Source organism: Xylanibacter ruminicola, from assembly GCF_900142525.1.
GTDB lineage: Bacteria > Bacteroidota > Bacteroidia > Bacteroidales > Bacteroidaceae > Prevotella > Prevotella ruminicola_A.
Map to the genome: position 1 here is coordinate 125,563 of NZ_FRBD01000007.1, position 26,763 is coordinate 152,325.

The following is a 26,763-nucleotide window of genomic DNA, read 5'->3' on the forward strand; positions in this document are numbered from 1 at the left end:
AAATGACCCCCCTCTTATCCCCCGAGGGGGAAGACCATATCAGGGGCATGGGTCTTTGTTATTATTGTAATATTAAATTGTAAGTCACCCTTCTCCTCCCCTCGGGGAGGTCGGGAGGGGGTCACTTCTTTTTCTGACCGTAGTAGGCGTTGGGGCCATGCTTGCGCATGTAGTGCTTCTCGATGAGCAATGGATTCATAGTGAGCTCTGGATTAACCGAGAAGGCTACGAAGGCCATCTTAGCGCACTGCTCCATCACCTTGGCGTTATAAACGGCATTATCAGGTGAGGTGCCCCATGAGAACGGACCGTGGTTCTTAACCAATACGGCAGGAGTGTGATCAGGGTTAATCTTACGGATGTTCAGGATCTCATCCACAATGACATTACCCGTCTCGAGTTCGTAGTTACCCTTCACCTCAGCCTCGGTCATATCGCGTGTGCAGGGGATATCCTTATAGAAATAGTCGGCGTGAGTGGTGCCGATGTTGGGGATGTCGCGGCCTGCCTGTGCGAAGGCGGTAGCATAGGTAGAGTGGGTGTGAACAACACCTTGGATGTTTGGGAAGTTACGATACAATACAAGGTGTGTAGGAGTATCGCTTGATGGGTTGAGCTCACCATCAACAACCTCGCCGGTATTGAGGTCGACAACCACCATATCAGAAGCCTTCATTACATCATAGTCTACTCCAGAGGGCTTGATGACAACAAGTCCGCGCTCGCGGTCGATGCCAGATACGTTACCCCAGGTAAAGATTACCAGGTTCTGCTTAACAAGGTCTAGATTTGCCTTGAATACTTTTTCTTTTAACTCTTCTAACATTGTTTTCTATAGTTTGAAATTTGAATCTTCAGTATACGCTTTCTTGTTGAAACGATAGAGGTAGGCACCGCGTTTTGAACTCTTCTTATCAATGAGCTCCGTCTTCTCAATGAAGTCCATCTCTTTTACACGTTTGCGGAAGTTGCGCTTGTCGAGTTCTGTGCCATACACAGCCTCGTAGAGGGTTTGCAGCTGGGTGAGCGTGAAGAGATCAGGCAGTAGACGGAAACCGATGGGCTCGTGCGACATCTTCTGCTGGATGAGCTTGCGGGCCTTGGCCAGCATCTCGTTGTGGTCGGAATAGAGAACAGGAAGATTCTCGATATCGATCCATTCAGCCCCGTGGGCCTGACGTAGTTTCTCGTCGTACTCGTGCACATTGATCAGGGCGTAGTATGCAACAGATACAACGCGCTCGCCTGGGTCGCGGTCAATCTTACCGAAGGCGCCAATCTGGCGCATGTAGATGTTGCGCAGACCGGTAAGTTCAAACAAGGTGCGTGTTGCTGCATCGTCAACACTTTCGGTGGCGCCAACGAAGCCTCCGTAGAGGCTCCATTCGCCACGTCCTGGGTCCATCTTACGGCGACCCACAAGCACCTTCAGCTTCTTCTCATCAAAGCCGAAGATGATGCAGTCTACCGAAAGAAAGACCTTGGAATGTTCGTTATAGAATGTCATAACTCACGAATTACCAGAAATAGATGTAGAATGCTACTGTGAAGCCGAGGATAACGAGGGTGTGGAATACATCCCACTTGTTCCAGCTGGCACGTGTAGCAGCAATCTGCTCAGGAGTAGAAGTACCGAATACCAGACCCTGAATTTTGTTCTGATCAGGAGCCTCGGTCATGAGAGATACCACGATGACAACCAGACAGCAGAATACGAGCATTACGCCGCAGAAGAACAGCCAGTTGAAGTCGTAGAACACTGCCTTGAACCAGCTGTCGGCAGCATCGGTAGCATTGCTGTAGTAAACCTTAGCACCCAGACGGGTCAGTCCGATGATGATACCTGAGAGCAAGCCCCACATACCACCCTTGGCCGATGCACGCTTCCAGCAGATACCCAGCAGGAAGGCAGCAGCGATACCAGGAGCCAGCACACTCTGTACGTCCTGTAGGTAGTTGTAAAGCACGTTACCTACTGAACGCATGATGGGGATCCACAGGATACCGAGAATCACGATGACTACGGTAGCAATCTGACCGATACGTACCAGACTCTTCTCAGAGGTCTCAGGACGCAGGCGCTTCCAGAAGTCGATGGTGAACAGCATGGCCGATGAGTTGAACAGTGATGCCAGTGATGACATGAGGGCAGCCAGGATACCACATACTACCAGACCCTTTACACCAGCAGGCAGCAGTTTAGCTACGAGGGTAGGGAAGGCTGCATCAGGTGTGCTCAGCACGAATACCTCACCGTTAGGCAGGGTGATGCCCTTGGTGCTCATGGCAAATGCAATCATACCAGGGATGAGGAACAGGAATACAGGCAGCAGCTTGAGGTAAGCACCGAAGATGGTACCACGACGAGCTTCCTTCTCGTCCTTACCAGAGAGTACACGCTGAACGATGTACTGGTCGGTACACCAGTACCAGAAACCGATAACTGCTGAACCGATGAGTGCGCCCAACCAAGGATAGTTGGCGTCGCGGTTGTCGCGGATCAGTGAGGTCATCTTGTCGCCATATTCGTTAGCATCAACAGCACCGCACACGGCCATCATCTCGTCCCAGCCACCAAGAGCCTTGAAGCCCAGTACCAGAATGATGAGTGAACCCAGCAGCAAGATAGGAGTCTGCAGCACACTGGTGTAGAGCACGCTCTTCATACCACCGAAGATGGTGTAGATAGCAGTGATAACAACCAGCCCGATAGCTGCAATCCAGAAGAAGTCGATACCCCAGAGCTCTTCGATACCGAATACCTGCTGGAATACCAGTCCACCAGCATAAACGGTAACGGCCACCTTAGTGAGCACGTAGCTGATGAGTGAGATAACCGACAGGATGGTGCGGCTCTGTGTGTTGTAACGACGCTCCAGGAACTCAGGCATGGTGTAAACCATAGAGCGGGTGTAGAAAGGTACGAACACCCAACCCAGAATCAGGATCATCCAACCCTGAATCTCCCAGTGGGCCATAGCCATACCTGATGATGCACCGGCGCCGGCGAGTCCAATCAGGTGCTCGGAACCGATATTAGAAGCGAAGATTGATGCACCGATGGCAATCCACGTTGCATCCTTACCTCCAAGGAAATAGTCAGCCGAGTTATTGTTCTTTTGTGAAATAACCCAAAGTACGATGCCAATCAGCGCACAACAGAAGAGGCCGATGACAATCCAATCTAAAAATGCCATAATTTGATATTAGTTAATAATTAATAATTCAAGAATCTGATTTACTTTTTAATCGAAAATTTGTATGCAGCGTGGCTGAAGTACTTCTCGCCTGGGTTAAGAACAGGCTGTACCCACTCTGGATGGTTAGGTGAATCTGGATACTTCTGGCTCTCCAGACAAACGCTTACGTGCTTAGGATAGGTGATGCCACCCTTACGGGCAATGTCCTTGTCGGCACCTACGCCCTGGAAGTTACCGCTGTAGACCTGTACACCAGGCTCGTTGGTAAACATCTCCATCAAGATACCTGTCTTGGGGCTGTAGAGGCTGGCACAAACGGTCTTGTCGTCGCCCTTACCGTCCTTATAGGTGTTCAGACAGTAGTTGTGGTCGTAACCGGTAGCATTCTGAATCTGGTCGAAGCTGCTGTTGATGCTGTCGCCCAAAGCGTGAGCCTTGCGGAAGTCCATAGGAGTACCTTCAACCGACTTGATCTCGCCAGTTGGGATATAGAGCTTGTCGCTTGGAGTAAAGTTGTCGGCATTTACATACAGCTCCATGTCGTATGCAGGCTGTGTGAAGTCGCCACTCAGGTTATAATAGTTGTGATTAGTCTGGTTGATGATGGTTGGCTTGTCGGTCTCTGCCTCCCATGTCATATCCAGTACATTGTCGGATGTGAGCTTGTAGGTAGTAACGGCCATTACCTTGCCAGGGAATCCGTTCTCTCCATCAGCTGCTACGATGGTGAGTTTGAGTACAGAGTCGCCAATCTGCTCGGCATCAAACACCTGATGCATCCATCCTGAGTTACCGCCTCCGTGAAGGCTGTTAGGACCATCATTCTTCTTCAGCTGATAAGCCTCGCCATTCAGGGTGAACTGTCCGTTCTTGATGCGGTTGGCATAGCGACCTACGCTTGATCCGTAATCAGATGGGGTGTTAATGGTGTCGGCATACTGGGCTATATTGTCGAATCCCAGAACTACATCAGTAGGTTTGCCGTCTTTGTCGGGTACTACCAGCGATACGATACGTCCACCATAGTTGGTGATGCATACCTCCATGCCGTTCTGGTTCTTAAGCGTGTAGAGCTTAACGGGTTTAGCCTGGATAGTTGTGTCGAACTTAGCTGGGTCGAGACCCGAAACTGTGAGTTGTGGAGCCTGCTGGCTTCCTACACAAGAGAGCATCAGTGCGGCTGCACCTACTCCCATCAATGTTGCTTTTAATGCTTTCATTGCTTTTTCGTTTTAAGTTATTATTGAGTCTATTGTCTTTATTTTGGGTGTAAAATTACAACTATCATTCGAACTGACAAACTAAAAAAGGGGAAAAAAAAAGAGTAAGGTGTAAAAATCACACCTTACTCTTAATATTTAACCTTTATAAACACAAAAATGTGTCTATTTGTTGGTTCTGAGTTAGCAAATTCTGCGTGATCCGTCGCCAATGACTACATCATAAACTTTAGGCTCATGACCGTACTTGGCATTGAATTTTGCCTTAGCATCTTCAATGAACTTCTTGTAGAGATCGTTGCGAACCAGGTTGATGGTGCAGCCGCCGAAGCCGCCACCCATGATACGTGAACCTGTTACACCGTTCTCCTTGGCCAGGTCGTTCAGATAGTCGAGCTCCTCGCATGATACCTCGTAGTCCTTCGACAGACCCTCGTGTGTCTGATACATCAGCTCACCTACCTTCTCGTAGTCGCCCTCATTCAGGGCATCACATACTGCGAGTACGCGGTCCTTCTCACCCAGCACGAACTTAGCGCGCTTGTAGTCCTCTTCGCCTACCTCAGCACGTACCTCGTCCAGCTGCTCCCATGTGCAATCGCGAAGGGTTTCGAACTTGCCCTCTGGGTGCTTAGCCTGGATGTGCTTTACCACGTTCTCGCAAGAGTTACGACGGTCGTTGTAAGGCGATCCTGCAAGCTGGTGCTTAACAACTGAATCGAGCAATACCAGACGGTAGCCATCGGGCTTGAATGGGAAGTACTCGAACTCGCGAGAGCGGCAGTCGAGGCGCATCAGGCAGCCTGCCTTACCGAATACAGAGGCAAACTGGTCCATGATACCGCAGTTAACGCCGCAGTAGTTGTGCTCGGTAGCCTGTCCGGCCAGAACCATATCCCACTGCGAAACCTTGTTCTCGCCAAAGATGTCGTTCAAACCACAAGCAAAGCAGCTCTCCATAGCGGCAGATGATGACATACCAGCGCCAAGGGGAACGTCGCCGGCAAAGGCGATATTGAATCCCTTCACGGGTACACCCAGCTTTTTCATCTCCAGGGCGATACCATAGATGTAGCGTGCCCATGAAGCCTTAGGACCTGCAGGGTCAGAAAGCTTAAAGTCTACGCGATCTTTCAGGTCGATAGCATAAGCCATCACAGTGTCTTCTGTATCGTTTGCACGCATCTCGGCCATGATGCCTTTGTCAACAGCTCCTGGGAACACGAAACCACCATTATAGTCGGTGTGCTCGCCAATGAGGTTAATACGTCCGGGAGATGCATATACGTTACCGGTCTTACCATCAAAGTGTTTGATGAAGCGGCTTCTTACAAATTCAATGTCCATAAGCATTAATTTTTTTGATGTTTGAAATTTATTGTTTAATCAACTTTAATGTCGGTATTTACGTTCTTGCAACCTACAAGTGCATAGAACAGGATATAAGCCAACATTGCGATGACAAGCCAATAACTGAAGATTGGACCAGCAGACTTAGCGATTTCTTCCTGGATGAGAGGCATGATACCACCACCAACAACCATGGTCATGAAGATACCAGAGGCAGCCTCAGTGTACTTGCCAAGACCCTCAACAGAAAGGTTGAAGATACCTCCCCACATGATAGAAGTGCAGAGACCACAGGCAGGAATGAGGAATGCCTTTGCGGGAACATCATGTCCGCTGAAAGAGATTGTTACGCTCTCAGGCATGAAGATGGCGATAACGAGCAGCAGGATTGCTACAGCGCTAACGGTTGACAACTGCAACTTTGTAGATACCTTACCAGAGATGGCGCTTGAGCAAGCACGGCCAATCATCATGAGCAGCCAGTAGGCAGCAGCCAGTGTACCACCTGCTGCAGCAGCACCCTCAAAACCAAGGTCGGTAACATAGAAGTTCAGCTCCATTGGAATACCAATCTCGATACCTACATAGAAGAAGATAGCAATCACACCTAGCAGGCAGTGGCGGAAAGCCAATGGGCTGCGCTCGTACTTAGGTGCTACCTTACCAAGAGTAGGCTCGGGGATAGCCACACGGCTGATGATAACGAACGAAATGGCGAATACGGCCATACCGATGAACAGCAGTGGAGCTACATCGCTCATGCTGGTGTCCTTGGTAACAGTACCAACGAGAACACCTGCCAGCAATGGAGTCAGTGTGCCGGTCAACGAGTTCAATGTGCCGCCAACCTGAATCAGCTGGTTACCCTTGTTGCCACCACCACCGAGGAGGTTCAGCATAGGATTCACAACGGTGTTGAGCATACAAACGCAGAAACCGCAGATGAATGCACCAAGCAGATAGATAATCAGGTTCAGGGCTACAGGAATACTGTCGTATGTAAATACATAAGTACCTGCGCCTACGAGGCTTGACAAATACTGGAAGCAAAGACCAACGATACCCACGATAAGAGCTGTGAGAGCAGTCTTCTTATATCCATATTTAATCAGCATCTTACCTGCAGGGATACCCATAAACAGGTAAGCGGCAAAGTTCATCAGGTTACCCCAAGCTTTGGCAAAGGGATATTCAAATCCCCATATATTGCCAAAGGGGGCGCCCATGTTGGTTACAAAGCTGATCATCGCGAAGATGAAGCACATTGTCACAATGGCAATGATCTTGCCATTCTTATTTGTCTCAGTCATATTGTCGTCAATAATTATATTTTAATGTTGGGTTATTATTAATCTGTTACACCGAATTTGTATACGGTCTTCTGCTTATAGCGCTGTCCTGGGTTCAGTACTACGCTTGGGAAGTAAGGACGGTTAGGTGAATCGGGGAAGTGCTGTGCCTCGAAACATACTGCCGAACGATGTGGGAAGGTACATCCGTTAGCACCCTTGTAGCCGTTCAGGAAGTTGCCTGTGTAAAGCTGCAAGCCTGGTTCTGTGGTATAAACGTCCATGGTGCGTCCGCTCTTAGGATCAGTCAGACGTGCTGCGAATGAGAGCTCGCCCTCTTCCTGCTTGTTCAGTACGTAGTTGTGGTCGAAGCCGTGACCGAACTTAATCTGCTCGTTGTCGGCATCGATGTCCTGTCCGAATGGCTTAGCCTTGCGGAAGTCGAATGGAGTTCCCTCAACCTTCAGAATCTCACCTGTTGGGATAGCTGTAGCATCGGTAGGCAGGTAGAAGTCGGCGTTGATCTCGCAGATCTGGTCCTCGATACCTGGAGTAGGATCAGCAGTACCGCCCAGTGCGAAGAAAGCGTGATGTGTCAGATTCACGATGGTCTTCTTGTTGGTGGTAGCCAGATACTCAATCACCAGCTCGTTCTGGTCGGTGAAAGTAAACTCTACTGTTACGTCGAGCTCGCCTGTGAAACCTTCCTCACCGTAAGATGAAATACGATGCAGGGCTAATGAGCGTGGACCCATCTGGCGGGCATCCCAAACCTTGGCATTGTAACCTACCTTACCGCCGTGCAGGTGGTTAGGTCCGTCGTTCAGTGCCAGCTGGTACTCCTTACCATTGAGAATGAACTGACCTTTGCAGATACGGTTACCCCAACGACCAATCAGTGTTGACAGGTAAGGTTCGTTTCCGCTAGTCAGCTGCTCAATGCTGTCATGACCCTCAATAACATTAGCAACCTTGCCATCCTTATCAGGAACCATAATAGCACAAATGGCACCTCCATAATTAGAGATAGCCACTTCAAATCCCTTGCGGTTTCTTAGAATGTACAAGTCGGTTTTTTTACCGTTGATAGTGGCCTGGAAGTTTTCACGCTTCAGGCCGCACAGATTCACTGTCTCTGTAGTATTTGCCATATTGATATGTTTTTAGTTAAAAATTTATTTTTCTGCAAAGTAACAGAAAAAAAATCAAAATGACAAATCTTTCGACGAAAAAATAGTTGATGATGTATTAAAAAAGCCTAAATGCAGTTTTTTAGCAGGTCTGCCACTACATAACTGCTACCTCCAACGAACACAAAGTCGTTATTATCGGCTGCAGCCTTTGCTGCGTCATAGGCGCTTTTTACGTCAGGATAGCTCTCTCCTTCCAGTCCTATTCCTTGGGCATAAAGCTTCAGAACATTCTCTGAAATGGCTCTTTTATTATTTGCTTTTGTAAAATAATAGGTCGCGTTTTTGGGTAGCAGCTCCATCACTCCGTGGATGTCTTTATCATCTACCATACCGAATACGATATGCATCTTATCGCACTTCACGCTCTTAAGCTGCTCACTCAGGTATTTCCATCCGGGAACGTTATGACCAGTATCGCAGATGGTAAGTGGAGCCTCGTTCACTTTCTGCCAGCGTCCCTTTAGTCCGGTAAGACTGCATACGTGTGCAAAACCTTTCTGCACCTCGCGGTTCTGACATGGTGTGTTAGCCTGGCACTTTACCGGATGCATGTAGCCCAGAGACTCAAGTTGCTGTAGTGCACAAAGAATGGTGTTGGTATTATGCTCCTGATAAAGTCCATTAAGCTCGCCGTTGATAACACCGAAACTCTTGGTGTAGTATTCGATACCTTTAGGGCCGAAGGATGCAGAGATAACCTGTTTCTGATCTTCGGCAAATACGATGGGCGAGTGGTTTTCTGTTGCGATGGCTTCGAATACCATACGTGTCTCGGGTGTTGTCTCACCTATGACTACAGGGGTATTCTTCTTGATGATGCCCGCTTTCTCCATGGCTATCTGCTCGAGCGAGTTGCCAAGGAACTGTGTGTGGTCCATGCCGATGTTGGTGATGACCGATAGGATAGGTGTGATGATGTTGGTGCAATCCAATCTACCGCCCAATCCCACTTCAATCACGGCAATGTCTACGTTCATGTCGGCAAAATACTCGAATGCCATGGCTGTAGTGAGCTCGAAGAACGATGGCTTCAGGGGCTCGAAGAAGGACTTGTGCTTCTCTACGAATTCTACCACATACTCCTCGTTGATGGGTTGACCGTTTACGCGGATGCGCTCACTGAAGTCAACCAGATGGGGCGATGTGTATAGGCCTACTTTGTAGCCGCACATCTGTAGCACAGCAGAAAGCGTGTGAGCACATGAACCCTTGCCGTTGGTGCCGGCCACGTGTATCGTGAGATACTTTTTGTGGGGATGCCTCAGATGCTCATCCAGTGCATGACTGTTCTCCAGTCCCTCCTTATAACCGCCTGCACCCTGTTTTTCGAACATGGGCAACTGGTTGTACAGGTATTCACACGTTTCCTGATATGTCATACTCTATACCTTATTATATATATTAATTAAAGTAATTCTTGAACTTCTGGAAGATAGAGTCGCGTGTCTGCTTGTCACCCTTGAAGTTGTCGCTGCCCTTGAACTGCTCAATGGCCTGCTTCTCTTCCTTGCTCAGAGTTTTAGGCACATACACGCTGATGTTCACTACCAGATCGCCACGACCGCTGCCATAACCCTGTACGGCGGGCAATCCCTTGCCACGCAGACGCAGAGTCTTGCCGGGTTGTGTTCCGTTGTCCAGCTTTACCTTGAGCTTGGTGCCCTCGATGGTTGGTATCTCTACATCGCCACCCAGTGCGGCTGTTGGGAAGTCGAGCAACAAGTTGTAGATTAGGTCGTTTCCATCGCGTACAAAGGTCTCGTGTGGCTCTTCTTCGATAAACACCTGGATGTCGCCCGGTGTACCGTTGTGCTTGCCAGCATTACCCTTGCCGGGAACGTTCACCACCATACCCTCGGCTACACCTGCAGGGATGTTGATCTCTACTACCTCTTCGCCCTTCTCTACACCGGTACCGCCACAGTGCTTACACTTGTTCTTAATCACCATGCCTTCGCCACCGCAGGTAGGACACACGCTCTGCTGCTGCATCATACCAAAGATGCTTTGGGTGGTATGGGTGATGTAACCCTGACCATGACAAGTGGGGCATGGCTCCTTCTGACTGCCAGCCTCGGCACCGCTACCGTTACAGTGTGGACAATGGATGTCCTTGCGCACCTTAAACTTCTTGGTCACACCGGTGTTAATCTCCTCCAATGTCAACTTCACCTTCAGTCGCAGGTCGCTACCGCGATGCTGCTGTGGACGACGCTGTCCGCCACCAAAGCCACCAAAGCCGTGACCACCGAAGATATCACCGAACATCGAGAAGATATCATCCATGTTCATGGTGCTTTCGAATCCACTGAATCCGCCGAATCCGCCGCCCATGTTAGGACCATCGAATCCGAACTGGTCATACTGCTGACGGGTCTTTGGGTCGTGCAGAATATTGTATGCCTCGGCCGCCTCTTTAAACTTCTCCTCGGCTTCCTTGTCGCCGGGGTTGCGGTCGGGGTGATACTTAATGGCTATCTTTCGATAGGCTTTCTTTATTTCGTCTTCTGAAGCGCTCTTATCAACGCCCAGCACCTCATAATAGTCTCTCTTTGCCATCTTTTACTGTCCAACAGCCACTTTGGCGTGGCGTATTACTTTGTCGTTTAGTTTATAACCTTCTTGCAGGCAGTCGATGACCTTGCCTTTCTTGTCATCGCCCATGCCAGGAACCATGGCTACAGCCTCGTGCAGGTCGGTGTCAAAGTCGGCATCCTTGGTCTCAATCTTGCTCACACCCTGCGATTCCAGAGTCTTCACAAACTTCTGGTAGATGAGCTCCATACCCTCGCGCAGTACCTGTGGATCCTCTGTCTTCGAGCCGTTGGCAATAGCGCGCTCCATGTCATCGAGTACGGGCAGAATGGCAGTAATCACCTTTTCGCCACCGTTCAGAATCAGCTCGGCACGCTCTTTCAGGGTGCGCTTGCGGTAGTTCTCAAACTCAGCCGCCTTGTAGAGCAGCTGGTTCTTAACCTCTGCCAACTCAGCCTGAGCCTTCTCCAATGGATCCTGCTCTTCTGCTTCTGGGGCTGAAGTATTCTCGTTACTCGTCTCCTCATTCCTCGTCTCCTCGGAATTGGTCTCCTCGAGGTTCTCCTCTTCGATGTTGATATCTTTTTCTGTCATAATAGCGTTGTTTTAAAAGTTCTGCCTTCCAACAAGCAAATACTATGCCAAACCGTACATCTTAGCCTTCTGGGCCTTGATTGACTCATCGTAGATGTAGTCATCGTAGCTTGTCAGCTTGTCGATGGTGCCACTTGGTGTCAGTTCGATGATACGATCTGCCACGGTGTTGATGAACTCATGGTCGTGCGAAGCAAACAGGATGTTACCCTTGAAGTTAATCAGGTTATTGTTGAATGCCTGAATACTCTCCAGATCCAAGTGGTTGGTAGGAGTGTCCAGAATCAGACAGTTGGCATTCTTCAGCTGCATACGGGCTATCATACAGCGCATCTTCTCACCTCCAGAGAGTACGTTCACGTGCTTCAGCACATCCTCCTCCTTAAAGAGCATACGACCCAGGAACGACTTCATGGTTACCTCGTTGCCTGGTCCCCACTGACTCAGCCAGTCTACCAGGTTCATCTCGCTTTGGAAGAACTCGGTGTTATCCAGTGGCAGGTAGGCAGTGGTGATGGTCACACCCCACTTATAGGTACCGGCCTGAGCCTCGCGGTTACCATTGATAATCTCGAACAGAGCTGTCATGGCCTTGGGGTTGTGCGAGAGGAATACGGTTTTCTGACCCTTCTCGATGGTGAAGTTCACGTTGTCAAACAGTACGGTTCCGTCTGCATCAACGGCTTTCAGTCCTTCAACCTCCAGAATCTGTGTTCCAGGCTCGCGCTCCATCTGGAAGATGATACCTGGATATTTACGTGTTGATGGGGTAATCTCCTCTACATTCAACTTCTCCAGCATCTTCTTTCGCGATGTGGTCTGCTTACTCTTGGCAACGTTAGCGCTGAATCGACGGATAAACTCCTCCAACTGCTTCTTCTTCTCCTCGGCCTTCATCTTCTGGTTCTGAGCCTGACGCAGAGCCAACTGCGAACTCTCGTACCAGAACGAGTAGTTACCGCTGAAGAGCGTTACCTTACCAAAGTCAATATCTACGGTCTGTGTAGAAACGGCATCCAGGAAGTGACGGTCGTGCGATACAACCAATACACACTGCTCCAGGTTGCTCAGATATTCCTCCAACCACTGAACGGTATCCAGGTCCAAGTCGTTGGTAGGCTCGTCAAGCAGCAGGTTGTCGGGATGTCCGAACAGTGCCTTGGCCAGCATCACGCGCACCTTCTCGTTGTTCGATATCTCGCTCATCTGCTTGTAGTGTTCTGTTTCTTTTACGCCCAGGTTCTGCAACAGCTGTGCAGCCTCGCTCTCAGCCTCCCAGCCGTTCATCTCGGCAAAGGCCATCTCCAAGTCGGCGGCACGCACACCATCCTCCTCGCTCATTTCGGGCTTGGCATACAGAGCCTCACGCTCTTTCATGTTCTGCCAGAGTGGCTGATGTCCCATCAGCACAGTGTTCATCACTGAAAACTCATCATACTTAAAGTGGTCCTGCTCCAGCACACTCAGGCGCTCGCCTGGCTGCATCTCGATGGTACCCTTGTTGGCCTCTAGCTCACCGCTGATGGCACGCAGAAGGGTTGACTTACCGGCACCATTGGCACCGATGATACCATAAATGTTACCACTTGTAAACTTCAGGTTCACGTCCTTGTAGAGAACCTTCTTTCCAAACTGGATTGCCAGATTTGTTACTGTAATCATCTTGCTTCTTTAACCTATTGTGTATTATTGGGGTGCAAAGGTACGATTTTTTTTTCATACAACCAATATTTATCACAAAAAACTATCCTTTTATCTTGGATTTGCAAACTACCTAGAAAAAATATGCGCTCTAACTAGCAAGCAATTGCATGCTAACTAGATTGCAATTGCTAGCTAATTTGGTGCAGCAACTTATTGAAGCTGATAGAGAAGCGCTGCTTTTAAAGTAATCCTTTAGTTGAGGGGAGCTCGTAGTGGTAGATGTCGCGGCGGACGGCCATTTTCAGGGCTCGTGCCAAGGCCTTAAAGATGCCTTCAATCTTATGATGCTCGTTCTGGCCTTCGGCCTTGATGTTCAGGTTCATGCGGGCGGCATCACTCAGACTCTTGAAGAAATGCAGGAACATCTCTGTGGGCATTTCGCCGATTTTTTCGCGATGGAACTCTGCGTCCCATACCAGCCAGGGGCGACCTCCGAAGTCGAGGCAAGCCGAACACAGACAATCGTCCATAGGTAGGCAGTAGCCGTAGCGCTCAATGCCGCGCTTATCGCCTAAGGCCTGCAGAATGCATTCGCCCAGGGCAATGGCGGTGTCCTCGATGGTGTGATGCTCGTCTACCTCCAGATCGCCTTTGGTGTGTACGGTCAGGTCTATCATACCGTGCTTGCCAATCTGTTCCAGCATGTGGTCGAAGAATCCCAGACCTGTCTGGATGTCACACTTGCCCGATCCGTCTAGGTTAACCTTTACCCAGATGTCGGTCTCTTTGGTGGTGCGCTTTACTTCGGCTATGCGCTCGCCGGCAAACAGCAGTTCGGCAATCTTTGCCCATGTGATGCCTTCGTCGCTCAATATGAGCGATTTGCAGCCGATATTCTTGGCAAACTGGCGGTCGGTCTCGCGATCGCCAATCACAAACGAGTTGGCTATGTCGTACTCTGGATTGTTGATATATTTCTCAACAAGTCCGATGTTGGGCTTGCGGGTTGGTGCGTTGTCTTCTGGGAAATGGGGGTCAATCAGAATCTCGTCGAATGTGATGCCTTCGCCCTCAAGTGTCTGCAATATAAAATTGTGTACGGGCCAGAAGGTATTCTCAGGAAAAGCGTCTGTTCCAAGGCCGTCTTGATTGCTCACCATGACAAACTCAAAGTCTAGTTTCTCGCGTATAAAGGCCAGGTTGCGGAATACTCCTTTTACAAACTTAAGTTTCTCAAAGCTGTCAATCTGCTCGTCGGCAGGTTCTTCGATCAGTGTTCCGTCGCGGTCGATAAATAAAATCTTTTTCATATTGTTTTCTTGTTGAATTCTTCTTTTTCTTTATCCTGTATGCCCATGGTTCCCTTCATCAGGTAGAAGGGCAGTATGGTGGTAAGCCATACATAGGCCTGAATGAATCCTGCTACCAGGAATACACCCAGACTGAGCCAGCGTACGCTCGATGGCATACCGGCCGGATCGCCATTCAGCATGCCTATCTTACTCTGCCAGTTGGCTGCCATCAGTATCATGGTGGGTAGCGATGTCATCAATGTCAGTATGGCCACCAGGGTGATGCACACGATGGTAACGATGAATACCTTGCCCAGGTGGCGCATCCACGAACCAAAGGTAAGCGGTCTGAGTGGCGAAATGAATTGGCGCTTCTTTAATCGCCAGTTGGCCACAAATAGCCATATGATTACCGCCACAACGCCGAGTGCCAATGCTGGTAGCAAGAGGGTGGGCGAGAGGAGTACCGGCAGGGCCGAAGCAGCTGCCTGAAGTATGGCAAAACCGATGGCTAGCCACCATGTGGCGCGGAATATCTTGCGGAAGTTTCCTGTATATAGCTGGTAGCCCTCGCGTATGCAAGCCTGACTGCTACGCAGCTTGATTTCTATCTCTTTTTTCTCTGTTTCCATTGAATTTAAATCTTTTCGCGGCAAAATTACTAAAAATTATCAATTATCAATTATCAATTATCAATTATTTAGTATCTTTGCAGCAAAATTATCAAAAAATGAAGTTATTAAGGTGGGGATTTATTGGTTGCGGCGAGGTTACCGAGAAGAAAAGCGGTCCTGCTTTCAGCGATGTCGAAGGCTCGAGCGTGGTAGCCGTGATGAGTCGTACCGAGAAGCATGCCCGTACTTATGCCGTGCAGCATGGCATAGCCAAGTGGTATACCGATGCTCAGGAGATGATTGACGATCCTGATGTGAATGCTGTGTATGTAGCCACTCCGCCATCCAGTCATGCCACCTATGCCATTATGGCCATGAAGGCGGGCAAGCCTGTTTATGTCGAGAAGCCTTTGGCTGCCAGTTATGAGGATTGTGCCCGTATCAATCGCATCAGCGAGCAGACGGGGGTGCCTTGCTTTGTGGCTTACTATCGTCGCTATCTGCCCTATTTCCAGAAGGTTAAGGATATCATTAAGAACGGCCAGATAGGCAAGATTCTCAATGTCCAGATACGTTATACCGAGCCCCCACGCCAAGCCGATCTTGATGCGATAGCTCATCACGAGCCGCTGCCTTGGCGATTGCAGCCCGATATTGCCGGTGGCGGTTATTTCTACGATATGGCCCCTCATCAGTTAGACTTGCTTCAGGATATGTTTGGTGTTATCCTCGAGGCGCGCGGCATTTGCAGCAACCGTGGCGGTCTGTATAAAGCCGAGGATTCGGTTAGTGCTTGTTTCCAATTCGAGAACGGATTGCCCGGAAGCGGCTCTTGGTGCTATGTGGCTCACGAGTCGGCCCGCGAGGATTGTATTGAGATTATCGGTACCGAGGGGCTGGTCAGCTTTTCAGTATTCGATTATACGCCCATCCGCTTGCAAACCAATAAGGGCGAGGAGTGCATCACCGTACCCAATCCGCCTTATGTTCAGTATCCCATCATCAAGAATGTCATCGAGCATCTTCAGGGACGGGGCGTGTGCGAGTGTACCAGTGTTTCGGCTACTCCGGTAAACTGGGTGATGGACCGCATACTGGGTAAATTCTAATTCTGCTTATATGACAAGAGTGCTATTGGTGTTTCTTTGGGTAATGGTTAGTCTTGGTGCTAGTGCTGCCGAGCCTGATACGCTTACCCTCGATACCATTAGTACTAATAATCAGTTGGGCATTATCCGCCGAACGGTGCGCGAGTTCGACCGCCTTAACGATGAGTACATCGAACCTAATCACTACGAGTTTACCGTGATGGGACAGATAACCCGCACTTACGAGAGTTTTATCCTGGCTAGCAATGGTCAGAGCATCACGCTGGCTCCTGACGGTAGGACCAAGATTGGCCCATACTTCGGTTGGCGATGGTTCTTTTTCGGATATACTTTCGATATCAAGAATATTGGTTTTTCGCAGAATGGCCTTCGCAAGGAGTTCGATCTCAGCATTTATTCGTCGCAGATAGGTGTCGACCTGTTCTATCGTCGCACGGGCGATGATTACAAGATACGCGATGTAAAGCTTGGCTATGGTTTCGACGGGCGCTTTTTCGAGGGTATGCCTTTTGCTGGTGTTAACGTTGGCATCACAGGTGCCAGCCTCTATTACATCTTTAATCATGGCCGTTTCTCTTATCCAGCAGCTTTCAGCCAGAGCACTTGTCAGAAGATAAGCTGTGGATCGTGGTTGGGGGGTATAGGCTTTACCCGCAACACGCTCGATCTGAACTACGACGATTTGCAACGCTCGCTCAATGAGCGCATGGGTAAGGGTAATGAGGTAAAACTCGATAGCGGCATGATGATCAGCGACATCAAGTACGATGATTTTATCATTTCTGGTGGCTATGCCTATAATTGGGTGTTCGCCAAGAACTGGTTGTTCTGTGCTAGTGGCCAGTTAGCTGCGTGCTATAAGTCGAGCTATGGTAAGGTGGCCGACGAGAAGAAGGGCTTTAGTTTCGATAAGGTCAATCTCGATGGTATCGTCCGCTTGGGTCTGGTTTACAACAACACGCGCTGGTATGCTGGTTGTAGTGCCATCTTTCGCACCAACAACTATCACACGTCGCGATTCACGGCCAACAACATCTTTGGCTCGTTCAATGCCTATATTGGCTATAATTTTATGTTGAAAAAGAAGTATAAGAATGCATAAGAAAACTCTATATATTATAATAGGTATAATGGCTTGCCTTAGTGCACATGCCAAGTGCTTTGGCGATGTCAGGCAGCAGTCGGCCGATAGCATCACCGTGTGCAAGTTGCTGGCCGAGGCTCGGAAGCTGCCTGCATCCACTAATCTACCGCTGTTTTTTGCACAGAAGTTTATCGGCCTGCCCTATGTAGCCAGCACGCTCGAGGGCGATGCCAAAGAGCGATTGGTGATAAACACCCGCCAACTGGATTGCACCACACTGGTCGAGAATGTGGTGGCGCTCACCCTCTGTGCCCGCAGCCGTCAGTACACCTATTTTGCCTTTAAGCATGCGCTGGTCGATCTGCGCTATCGTGGTGGCGTTATCAATGGCTATCCCTCGCGTCTGCATTATTTCACCGAGTGGATTACCGATAACACCCGTGCAGGAGTGGTTGCCGAGGTGCAAGCCCCCAATCCGCCTTTCACCGCCGTTCAAACCGTCAAGGTTAACTATATGAGCACCCATCCGCAGAGCTATCAGGCCCTGCGCGAGCATCCTGAGTTCGTCGGCGTCATCAGCAAGATGGAGCGTGAGGTCTCTGGCGGCAAGTATCGCTACATCCCTAAGAATGCTGTAGCAAACAGTAGTATGCTGCGCCAAGCCATTCACGATGGCGATATTATTGCCATCACATGTAAAAAGTCCGGACTCGACATTGCCCATCTGGGTTTTGCCGTTTGGAAGAAGGATGGATTGCATCTGCTCAATGCATCGATGGTTCACAAGCAGGTGGTACTAGAGCCCATGACGCTCTATCAGTATCTGCAGAAGCATCCGTCGCATACTGGAATCAGAATAATTAGAATTAAATAATAACTTAACCAAAATTGAGAGAGATTATGGAATTACCCGATTTTATGAGTTATGCGAACAAGTTTTCGCAGTCGGAGTTTGCCGACAAGATTGCACGTATTGCAAAGCGTGCTGGTGCCAAACTGGTTTATGCCGCTCTTATCTTGTATTACACCCTTCAGAGCGACAAGGTGAGCAAGGCCGATAAGGCTATCATCATCGGCGCTTTGGGCTATATGATCAGTCCGCTCGATGTGATACCCGATGCCATCCCCATTGCAGGTCTTACCGACGATTTGGCCGTACTGCTGTATGTGCTCAAAAAGGTGTGGACGGGCATCGACCCCGAGATAGTAGAGCAGGCCAAGAGCAAGCTGTCGCGTTGGTTCGACGAAGATGAGATAGCCGAGATGGGCAACATCTTCGATCCCGAAGAATAAAAAAGAAAGCCTCCCGATTGGGAGGCTTTTATTGATTTTAAGGGCTTTAACGTCCATTCCATTCCCTTTTATTCCTTTATTACTTAATAATTCCCTGCTCCACAAAGATTTTCTTCAGTGCTACTACCGAGCGGTCAACCTGCTCCTTAGTGTGAGTAGCCATCAGAGCGTAGCGCACCAAGGTGTCCTGAGGTGCACATGCAGGTGGAATTACTGGGTTGATAAACACGCCAGCCTTGAATGCCAGTGCGGTTACCAAGAATGTCTTGTCTACATCGCGCACGTAGAGAGGAATAATTGGGCTCTCTGTCTCGCCAATCTCGAATCCCTCCTCGCGGAAACGCTTCAGAGCGTAGTTTGTAACATCCCACAAAGCCTGAATTCTCTCTGGCTCCTGCTGGATAATGTGCAGAGCCTCCAGAGCAGCAGCTGTAGCTGCAGGTGTGTTAGATGCCGAGAAGATGTAAGTGCGGCAAGTGTGGCGCAGATAGTTGATGGTATCCCAGTCGGCAGCAATGAATCCACCGATTGATGCCAGCGACTTCGAGAAGGTACCCATAATCAGGTCAACCTCATCAGTCAGCCCGAAGTGGTCGCAAACACCGCGTCCCTGCTTTCCGAATACGCCGATGCCATGAGCCTCGTCTACCATGATCGAGCAGTTGTACTTGTGCTTCAGCTCAACGATGGCAGGCAGGTTAGCCAAGTCACCCTCCATAGAGAATACACCATCCACAACAATCAGCTTAATAGCCTCCTGTGGCAGCTTCTGCAGCACGCGCTCCAGATCGGCCATGTCGTTGTGCTTGTAGTGCAGCTGACGGGCAAAAGCCAGACGGCGTCCATCCACGATCGATGCGTGGTCGCGATCGTCACAGATCACGTAGTCGTCCTTGCTCAGCAGTGCTGGTATAACACCCTGGTTTACCGAGAAACCAGTAGAGAGGCAAAGACAGTCGTCCTTACCAATAAACTTCGAGATTTCCTTTTCCAGTTTAACGTGCAGGTCGAGTGTTCCATTCAGGAATCTACTACCGGCACAACCCGAACCGTACTTATCCAGAGCAGCCTTGGCTGCATCAATAATACGCTGGTCGCCAGTAAGACCTGTATAGGCATTAGAGCCAAACATCAGCACCTTGTGGCCACCCATCTCAACTTCCGTTCCCTGCTTTCCTTCTATCTCGCGGAAATAGGGATATACGTCAGCCTCCATAAACTTTTGTGGCTCACGATAATGCTTGAATCTTTCTTGTAACTGTCCCATTCCGATTAGGTATGTTCTTTGTTCTTTTTTAATTTTCAGGGTGCAAAGATACACATTTTTTGGTAAAACGTGCAAGAAATACAAAAAAAATAGTAATTTTGCAGCACAATTATGACGAAAAAGAGGAAAATAACATTTATATTGAACCCCAAATCGGGTACATCATCCAAAGCTGAGGTGCCCGCCATGATAGAACAGACGCTCAATCACGATCTGTTCAATATTGAAATATGTTTTACAGAATACCGTGGGCACGCAGCCGAGATTGCAAGGCGTAAAGCCGAAGAGGGCGTTGATATTGTAGTGGCCGTGGGTGGCGATGGCACCGTTAACGAGGTGGCCCGCTCGCTGGTTCACACCAACACCGCTTTGGCCATCATTCCGTGCGGCAGCGGCAACGGCTTGGCCCGTCACCTCTGTCTGCCCATGGACATTAAAAAGGCCATCAGCATCATCAACAGCTGCAAGATCGAGTCTTTCGACTATGGTGTCATCAATGGCATGCCCTTCTTCTGCACTTGCGGCATGGGCTTCGATGCCTTCATCTCGCTCAAGTTTGCCGAGGCAGGCAAGCGCGGTCCCATCACCTATGTCGAGAATGTGCTCAAAGAGGGCCTGAAATACAAACCCGAGACTTACGAGGTGAGCGACGATACGGGCGCCCGTAAGTACAAGGCCTTCCTCATAGCCTGTGCCAATGCCTCGCAGTATGGCAACAATGCCTATATCGCACCGGGTGCCACCATGAAGGATGGCGAGATGGACGTCATCATCATGGAGCCCTTTACGGCCCTCGATGCTCCGCAGATAGCAGCCGACCTGTTTATGAAGACGCTGGGCAACAACTCTAAGATCAAGACTTTCCGCACCAAGACGCTTCACATCAGTCGTAAGGAGCCCGGAGCTATCCACTACGATGGCGATCCCATCATGACCGATAAGGATATCGATGTGCATATAGAGCACCACGGCATTAAGATTCTGGTTAATCCCGATGCCACCGAGGATAAGGCGCAGCCCAATGCAGTGCTCAATGCCTTTAGCGATTTCTTTAATAATATTAATAATGTACGCGAGGACATCGAGCGCCAAGGCCACCGCATCCAGGTCATCAATAAGGTGCTCCTCCGCAAATTAACTAAGTTGTAATTTATATGACCTACGGATTTTCTTGGACAAGCCAAGAAAATCCGTAGGTAAAACAAATAATATGCAGGAGATAGTTGTTTTTTTGCTTTTGGGCGTATCGCTGATTTACGCTTGTTGGTGGGGATGGCAGCGGATAAAAAATGCCCAAGATCCATGCGAAGGGTGCTCCGGATGCCAGCTAAAAGACCTAAAAAACTGCCAAAAACCGAAAAAATCATGCTGTTCTGCAAAAAAGTAGCGAAAAAATTTGGTGGGTTCAAAAAAACTTAGTACCTTTGCACCCGCAAACGACAAAAGGTGCCTTGGATGAGTGGCTTAGTCAACGGTCTGCAAAACCGTCTACGGCGGTTCGAATCCGCCAGGCACCTCCCGGAATTTGCAAGCAGAACGAGGTGTAGCGCAGTTGGTAGCGTTCCTGGTTTGGGACCAGGCTGTCGCAGGTTCGAGTCCTGTCACCTCGACCACCTATATTGGAAAAGGCCGCTGATTCACAATGAATAAGCGGTCTTTTTTTGTTTTTTTCCGAAATCCCGTATTTTTAGGCTGTTTTTGGGGAAAAATGGGGGAAAAAATACGGGTGTTAGTGAACATTATTCCCCGTTTTTTCGTATATTTGCAGCCATATTTAGGATAGTTTATGATGAAAGGCAGAATTTTATCGGCATTGTTGAGCATATTCATGATGCTCTTGTCAAATACATTGCGAGCTGACAACGTCATTTCACAGTTTCATATTCTCGGCGGTGAGCTGAGCAACTCGGCGGCGACTTCGGTAAGTGATATTGAAGAGGTGTTGCCTCGCATGAAGGTGCTGGGGCTGAACACGGTGCTGGTACCTGTCTATTGGGAGTTCCTTGAATCTGTTGAGGGGCAGATGGACTTCACACTTTTTGACCGCACCATCGATGTAGCCCGTCAGCAGGGGTTGAAGATTGTTCCGTTGTGGTTCGGGGCTTGGAAAAACTCAATGTCGTGCTATGCGCCGGCGTGGTTCAAACGCGATGTTAAGCGGTTCCCTCGGGCCGTAACGGCAGAAGGAAAACCATTGGAGATAGCCTCGTGCTTCAGCAACAACGTGCTGCAGGCCGACCTGAAAGCCTTTTCTGCGCTGATGCAGCACATCGCTGAGAAAGACCCGCAGCGCGAGGTGGTTATCATGATGCAGATTGAGAATGAGATTGGAATGTTGGAGTCAGCACGTGACCATTCGCCGATGGCAGAAAAAGCCTACAAGCAGCCCGTGCCCCAGGCATTGCTCAAGGCGTTGGGTATCAAACAGCCAGGTTCATGGGCAGAAGTGTTCGGTACCGATGACTATACCGACGAGAAGTTCATGGCCTGGCATTATGCCTGCTATGTGGAGCATTTGGCACAGGCTGCAAGACGTATCCACAATATGCCACTTTATGTGAATGCGGCGATGAATAGTCGTGGTCGTAAGCCTGGTGAATACCCGTCAGCAGGTCCGTTGGCGCATCTCGCTGATATATGGAAAGCTGGTGCTCCCAGCATCGATATTCTTGCCCCCGACATTTACGATACTGGTTTTAAGTCGTGGGTCTCGCAATATGCTATGCCATTACGGCCACAAGACGGTGGCAAGTTGAAGAACCGCCTCTTCATTCCTGAGAGTCGTTGCTGTGAGAACAGTGGTGTTCGCGCCCTCTATGCTTTTGGAGAGCATCAGGCCCTTGGTTTCTCGCCTTTCGCCATCGACCAGGCTTCACCCAAAGAGACGGAATCTGTAACGCAGGCGTATAACTTGTTGTCTCAGATTTTCAATGCGAAACCGCAGAATACGTGGGGACTTCTGTTTGACCAAGAAGACCGTGAACGCATCATTGATGACGAAGGCGTGGTGATGACTTGCCGCCACTATTTCACTTTGCCTTGGGATCCTCGTGCCACTGACGGTTCTACATGGCCAGAGGGTGGTGCCATGCTGATCCGTTTGGGTAAGTACGATTATTTGCTGGCAGGCAGCGGCGTAGTGATTGATTTTAAAACTCGCATAGAGAAACAGCAGGAACAACAGAAGAAATTGGGCGAAGACGGTTTCGCAGAAGCCGGTAGCGAAACATCAAATTTCAAATTTCAAACTTCAAACTTCAACGGTTCCCGTCTTGGGCTCCTTTCTGTTGATGAAGTCACCATCGACCATCAAGGGCAGATGCAATTCCTTCGTCGTCATAACGGCGACCAGAGTCATCAGGGCCGCCATGCCCGAATCAGCGTAGGCGATTGGAAACTTCTGCACATTCAACTATACGAATACAAATAAAGCAAGGTTAATTTGCACCCAAAATTACAAAGGATATGAAGGTAAAGATACAGACAATGCTTGGCGACATTGTGGTTCGCCTGTATGATGAGACTCCTATTCACCGTGACAACTTCGTGAAGCTGGTGAAGGATGGTTATTATGATGGTACGTTGTTCCATCGCGTGATTAAGGACTTTATGATTCAGGGCGGTGATCCTGACTCGAAGGGTGCACCAGCTGGCAAGATGCTGGGTGTCGGTGGCCCTGATTATACATTGGAAGCAGAAATCAAGGATGGCCTGTTCCATAAACGTGGTGCCTTGGCTGCTGCACGTCAGGGTGACGAAGTGAATCCCGAACGCCGTAGCAGCGGCTCACAGTTCTATATCGTTTGGGGACAAGTCTATAATGAAGGTCAGCTCCGTCAGTTCTCCAAGCAGCTGAAGATGCAGAAGATCCAGTCGGCCTTCAATCAGCTGGCCGCTCAGCATCGTGACGAGATTATGCAGATGCGCCGTGAGCGCAATCGTGTCGGTCTTCAGGAGTTGCAGGACAAACTGGCTGCCGAAGCAGAAGCACAAGTAACTGGTAATGGTCTGACTGACGAACAGCTGAAGATTTACTCTACCATTGGCGGCACGCCCCACCTCGACGGTCAGTACACCGTATTCGGTGAGGTAGAGGAAGGCCTTGATGTCGTGGAGATGATTCAGCAGACTGCAACCGCCCGTGGCGACCGTCCTGTTGATGATATTGAAATGAGAATGATATTGGTGGATTAGAAATAAAGCTAAGAGAATTCTCTTAGCTTTTTTTGCTTTTTTAGGGCTAAAGTGTACAACCTATTGATTTTTTTCCTATATTTGCCCCAAAATATTCTAATCATTAACTTATCAGAGATATGAAGAAGATTCTATTAATCTTAGTAGCACTTGTTGCATTCTCTTCAGGTGTTCAGGCTCAGGGATTCCTTAAGGGACTTAAGGACAAGGCCAAGCAGAAAATCACTAACAAGATTGTGGGTAAGCATAGTGAGGAAGTCTCGTCCGAGTCCGACGATACGCCCGTGGTGCCTCAGGCTACCGATGTTATCCCCAGACGTCGTACGTCGACCGTTGTATGGGATGGAATCTACACACCCAGTAAAGCCTCTACTGCCAGCGCTTTGATGGCCGAGCTGCCACCGTTGCCAGCCGCTGAGAAGATGGCTCGCAGCACGATGGATGAGCGCGATGTGTATAACATGAAGATAGCCGCTGTTACAGCCCGTGTTACTGAACTGCAGTATGCAGACGAGAGTTGCTCTGATGCCGAACTTGAGGCCTTCCGTCAGCGCTACGAGAAGCGCATTCATGATCTTATAGGCGACGATGAGAACGCTTTGAAGCAGAAAATGGGTGTTACCAGCAGTCTGGAGGCAAAGATTAAGCAATTCGAGAAGATGAGCGAGCAAGAACAGACTGCCTATATCCAGAATCATCCCGAGTTCATTCAGGAGATGCAGAATATGGCCGTGAAGGCTCAGGCATTTGGCGAGGAAGCCAGTAAGATAGGCGAGGGTGCCCGAACCATGGAAACAGAGCTGGGGCAGTTGTCAAAACGCCTACTTGATAGGGAAATGGCCGAGCTCAACCACAACTACGATGCCATTGGCGCTAAATACCAGACCAAGCTCCAGACCATCTACAAGCAGATATTCGCTACCAACGATCAGACCAAGGTTGATGCCCTCTACGACGAGGCTGACAAACTGCTTTACGACTATCGTTTGGAGGCTGCCCGCGAGTATCGTGCTTCGCTCCAGCGCCGTATCGCTAACTCCAAGCAGTATGCCAGCGAGTATAACCGCATCGTCAATAAGGCCGTTGCCACTGGCGATGTGCCCAAATGCATTGTGGGGCGTTCCGACCTCAACACCGTCACCTTTGTTGCTAATGTGCTCGAAGAGGCTTATGCCAACCTGCCTGAGCTCGAAGCCTCTCCAGTCGAGGAGACCACGCTCTACGAGCTGCCCGCAGGCTATACTTTCGCCACGTGGGAGAACCGTGGCTATATCGAGACTGGTGGTAGCTTCAGCCTTAGCGGTGCCAACGGCATCAGTGGCAGCTTCCCGTTGCTGGCTTCTGGTCCTGAAGGTGCAGTCGCTGTTGTAGAGAACGGCAAGTTCCGCAAAATCAGCCAGAACGAGCTCGATAAGTTGAACCGCCAAGCCAACGACCGTAACTACCGCAAGGGTAACAATCTGCCCAAGCCTCCTTACGGCACCTATAAGAGTCGTAGCGGCAAGCGCACGGTGGAGTACAGCAAGAGTGGTACGCTGATCATCAATTCCATGACTACCTACTGTCCCGTGGCCTTCAAGGCTCAGACCGACCGTCTGGATTGGGTTATCATTGAGGGTGCCAAGATCGTCAAGTGTACCTATAAACTATAGTGAATGTTTTTTCTCAGTCGGTTTATTGTTCTGTGGTTGCTGCTCTCGCTGGGTGGCACCACGGTTTTTTCGGCCAATTACGTCAAGGAGTTTGGTGCCGACTGGACCTCTGCTGCCGCCTATGCAGCCCAGCATCGTGCTGAGTGGCAGGCTGTGTTTGCTGATTTTGGTGTCGATGCACGCATAGCCGAGGCCGTGGTGTTTCCCGAGTTGGTGCGCTACTCCATGTGGCAGGACGAGATAGAGCGTGCTGCAGTAAGCGGTTTCTATGTGGTGGGCGGTAAGGATAAGGCCGACTTCTCGATAGGTCGTTTCCAGATGAAACCCTCGTTTGCCGAGGATATCGAAGCCGAGTATAATCGCTCGTTCCTGGCTCGTGAGTTTGGTTTCATTTTTAATGTGCGCGATGATGCCGATGCCCGTCGCTCGCGCGTCAACCGTCTGAGTACCGAGGTAGGGCAGTGCCGCTATCTGGCCATTTTCATCCGTTTGATGTACCTGCGCCATCCTCAGTTGTCGTCGCTTACCAGTGTTCAGCAAGTGCGTTTCCTTGCCACAGCCTATAATCGCAACCATAAAGCTTCGTGGGCAGAAAATATTTGTATGCAGCGCCAACGCCATTTTCACACCTCTATGCTTAAAACCAGTTCTACTAAAACCTACCGTTATTGCGATATTTCTGCAGCTTATTTTTCGTTATTATGATTTTTTTTAATATGAAAAAGATCACTCTATTGCTCATGTTAGTTGCTATTTAGACATGTGCCTGCTGCAGTATGAGGGCCGCGCTCGGCTTTGCCGCTTCGCTTGTCGAAGAATGTTTAATAATTTCATGGTTCTCTCTTTGTCGCCTGTTTATCACTTCTACGGTCACTATTAATGTTTGCAATTGCTAGATTTAACTTGCGCAATTTCTAGATTTAACCCTCGCAATTTTTATCATTAAAGGCCCGGCTCTGTGACTCTCATTTTGACAATGCAAAGGTACGAAAATTTCTTGAGATATAAAAGCCTTTTCGTGTTTTATTTCTGATTTATTTTTAAATGTTAAAAGGCGTGCGGCAGTGCGGCAGTGCGGCAGTGCGGCATTAGCAAAATCGCTATACGCGGCACCTAGTTTATTATATTATATATAATTATTATATATTATAATATATAATAATTTAAAATAGATATATATGCCTCACTACTATACTATGCAAACACCTAATGCCGCGCTGCCGCACTGCCGCA

Annotated in this window: 23 protein-coding genes and 2 tRNA genes; 11 read left to right on the forward strand and 14 right to left on the reverse strand. The window is 49.3% G+C overall.

Going from position 1 to position 26,763, the window contains the following annotated elements; translation table 11 throughout:
• Window positions 1–121: 121 nt before the first annotated feature.
• From BUB86_RS06075 to BUB86_RS06135, 13 genes are all read right to left on the reverse strand, one after another.
• Window positions 122–826, reverse strand: a complete 705-nt coding sequence (locus BUB86_RS06075) for an L-ribulose-5-phosphate 4-epimerase (RefSeq protein WP_073206950.1) — start codon at window positions 824–826, stop codon at window positions 122–124.
• 6 nt (window positions 827–832) lie between these two features.
• Entirely contained in the window at window positions 833–1,507 is a 675-nt protein-coding gene (locus BUB86_RS06080; protein WP_073206951.1) for an NUDIX hydrolase, read from the reverse strand.
• A 10-nt stretch (window positions 1,508–1,517) separates the two neighbouring features.
• Window positions 1,518–3,197, reverse strand: coding sequence for a sodium:solute symporter (locus BUB86_RS06085; RefSeq protein ID WP_073206952.1), 1,680 nt, complete (start codon window positions 3,195–3,197; stop codon window positions 1,518–1,520).
• A gap of 41 nt (window positions 3,198–3,238) precedes the next feature.
• Window positions 3,239–4,420 carry an aldose epimerase family protein gene (locus BUB86_RS06090; protein WP_073206954.1) on the reverse strand — a complete coding sequence of 394 codons (1,182 nt, stop codon included), beginning with the start codon at window positions 4,418–4,420 and terminating at the stop codon, window positions 3,239–3,241.
• Between the two features lie 183 nt (window positions 4,421–4,603).
• Window positions 4,604–5,767 carry a galactokinase gene (galK, locus tag BUB86_RS06095; protein WP_073206958.1) on the reverse strand — a complete coding sequence of 388 codons (1,164 nt, stop codon included), beginning with the start codon at window positions 5,765–5,767 and terminating at the stop codon, window positions 4,604–4,606.
• A 35-nt stretch (window positions 5,768–5,802) separates the two neighbouring features.
• Window positions 5,803–7,080, reverse strand: coding sequence for an MFS transporter (locus tag BUB86_RS06100; protein ID WP_073206960.1), 1,278 nt, complete (start codon window positions 7,078–7,080; stop codon window positions 5,803–5,805).
• Between the two features lie 38 nt (window positions 7,081–7,118).
• Window positions 7,119–8,210 (reverse strand): aldose epimerase family protein, encoded by a 1,092-nt coding sequence (locus tag BUB86_RS06105; protein WP_073206961.1) that lies wholly within the window; start codon window positions 8,208–8,210, stop codon window positions 7,119–7,121.
• A 107-nt stretch (window positions 8,211–8,317) separates the two neighbouring features.
• Window positions 8,318–9,631 carry a bifunctional folylpolyglutamate synthase/dihydrofolate synthase gene (locus BUB86_RS06110; protein WP_073206962.1) on the reverse strand — a complete coding sequence of 438 codons (1,314 nt, stop codon included), beginning with the start codon at window positions 9,629–9,631 and terminating at the stop codon, window positions 8,318–8,320.
• A 22-nt stretch (window positions 9,632–9,653) separates the two neighbouring features.
• The gene (gene dnaJ, locus BUB86_RS06115) at window positions 9,654–10,811 is read right to left on the reverse strand and encodes a molecular chaperone DnaJ (RefSeq protein ID WP_073206963.1); all 1,158 of its coding nucleotides are present in this window, start codon (window positions 10,809–10,811) and stop codon (window positions 9,654–9,656) included.
• 3 nt (window positions 10,812–10,814) lie between these two features.
• Complete coding sequence (locus BUB86_RS06120) at window positions 10,815–11,381, reverse strand: nucleotide exchange factor GrpE (RefSeq protein WP_073206964.1); 567 nt, start codon at window positions 11,379–11,381, stop codon at window positions 10,815–10,817.
• Window positions 11,382–11,423: 42 nt separating this feature from the next.
• Window positions 11,424–13,043 carry an ABC-F family ATP-binding cassette domain-containing protein gene (locus tag BUB86_RS06125; RefSeq protein WP_073206967.1) on the reverse strand — a complete coding sequence of 540 codons (1,620 nt, stop codon included), beginning with the start codon at window positions 13,041–13,043 and terminating at the stop codon, window positions 11,424–11,426.
• 221 nt (window positions 13,044–13,264) lie between these two features.
• On the reverse strand, window positions 13,265–14,335 hold the full coding sequence (hisB, locus tag BUB86_RS06130; protein WP_073206971.1) for a bifunctional histidinol-phosphatase/imidazoleglycerol-phosphate dehydratase HisB: 1,071 nt from the start codon (window positions 14,333–14,335) through the stop codon (window positions 13,265–13,267).
• A complete protein-coding gene (locus BUB86_RS06135; protein WP_073206974.1) occupies window positions 14,332–14,949 on the reverse strand; it encodes a hypothetical protein in 618 nt (205 codons plus the stop codon). Before BUB86_RS06135 ends, hisB begins: the two co-directional genes overlap by 4 nt.
• 98 nt (window positions 14,950–15,047) lie before the next feature.
• On the opposite strand from BUB86_RS06135, the gene BUB86_RS06140 reads away from it, so the two are divergent.
• From BUB86_RS06140 to BUB86_RS06155, 4 genes are read left to right on the forward strand one after another with little or no spacing between them, the layout of a single operon-like run.
• Window positions 15,048–16,040 carry a Gfo/Idh/MocA family protein gene (locus BUB86_RS06140; protein WP_073206985.1) on the forward strand — a complete coding sequence of 331 codons (993 nt, stop codon included), beginning with the start codon at window positions 15,048–15,050 and terminating at the stop codon, window positions 16,038–16,040.
• Between the two features lie 10 nt (window positions 16,041–16,050).
• Window positions 16,051–17,142 carry a DUF4421 domain-containing protein gene (locus tag BUB86_RS06145; RefSeq protein WP_073206988.1) on the forward strand — a complete coding sequence of 364 codons (1,092 nt, stop codon included), beginning with the start codon at window positions 16,051–16,053 and terminating at the stop codon, window positions 17,140–17,142.
• A gap of 28 nt (window positions 17,143–17,170) precedes the next feature.
• The gene (locus BUB86_RS06150) at window positions 17,171–17,998 is read left to right on the forward strand and encodes an N-acetylmuramoyl-L-alanine amidase-like domain-containing protein (protein WP_254795109.1); all 828 of its coding nucleotides are present in this window, start codon (window positions 17,171–17,173) and stop codon (window positions 17,996–17,998) included.
• A gap of 26 nt (window positions 17,999–18,024) precedes the next feature.
• On the forward strand, window positions 18,025–18,417 hold the full coding sequence (locus BUB86_RS06155; RefSeq protein WP_073206998.1) for a YkvA family protein: 393 nt from the start codon (window positions 18,025–18,027) through the stop codon (window positions 18,415–18,417).
• Between the two features lie 79 nt (window positions 18,418–18,496).
• Here the strand turns inward: BUB86_RS06155 and spt are convergent, their stop codons facing one another.
• The gene (gene spt, locus BUB86_RS06160) at window positions 18,497–19,684 is read right to left on the reverse strand and encodes a serine palmitoyltransferase (protein WP_073206999.1); all 1,188 of its coding nucleotides are present in this window, start codon (window positions 19,682–19,684) and stop codon (window positions 18,497–18,499) included.
• Between the two features lie 111 nt (window positions 19,685–19,795).
• Here spt and BUB86_RS06165 point away from each other — a divergent pair, with 111 nt between their 5' ends.
• The 7 genes from BUB86_RS06165 (at window position 19,796) to BUB86_RS06195 (ending at window position 26,235) form a co-directional block, all read left to right on the forward strand.
• Complete coding sequence (locus tag BUB86_RS06165) at window positions 19,796–20,833, forward strand: diacylglycerol/lipid kinase family protein (RefSeq protein WP_073207000.1); 1,038 nt, start codon at window positions 19,796–19,798, stop codon at window positions 20,831–20,833.
• Window positions 20,834–21,129: 296 nt separating this feature from the next.
• Window positions 21,130–21,201 (forward strand) — tRNA-Cys (locus tag BUB86_RS06170).
• A 20-nt stretch (window positions 21,202–21,221) separates the two neighbouring features.
• A tRNA-Pro gene (locus tag BUB86_RS06175) sits at window positions 21,222–21,297 on the forward strand.
• 176 nt (window positions 21,298–21,473) lie between these two features.
• On the forward strand, window positions 21,474–23,114 hold the full coding sequence (locus BUB86_RS06180; RefSeq protein WP_073207027.1) for a DUF5597 domain-containing protein: 1,641 nt from the start codon (window positions 21,474–21,476) through the stop codon (window positions 23,112–23,114).
• A gap of 35 nt (window positions 23,115–23,149) precedes the next feature.
• On the forward strand, window positions 23,150–23,878 hold the full coding sequence (locus BUB86_RS06185; protein ID WP_073207004.1) for a peptidylprolyl isomerase: 729 nt from the start codon (window positions 23,150–23,152) through the stop codon (window positions 23,876–23,878).
• 119 nt (window positions 23,879–23,997) lie between these two features.
• The gene (locus BUB86_RS06190; RefSeq protein WP_073207006.1) at window positions 23,998–25,530 is read left to right on the forward strand and encodes a hypothetical protein; all 1,533 of its coding nucleotides are present in this window, start codon (window positions 23,998–24,000) and stop codon (window positions 25,528–25,530) included.
• Between the two features lie 3 nt (window positions 25,531–25,533).
• Window positions 25,534–26,235 carry a hypothetical protein gene (locus BUB86_RS06195; RefSeq protein ID WP_139261459.1) on the forward strand — a complete coding sequence of 234 codons (702 nt, stop codon included), beginning with the start codon at window positions 25,534–25,536 and terminating at the stop codon, window positions 26,233–26,235.
• Window positions 26,236–26,763 lie beyond the last annotated feature (528 nt).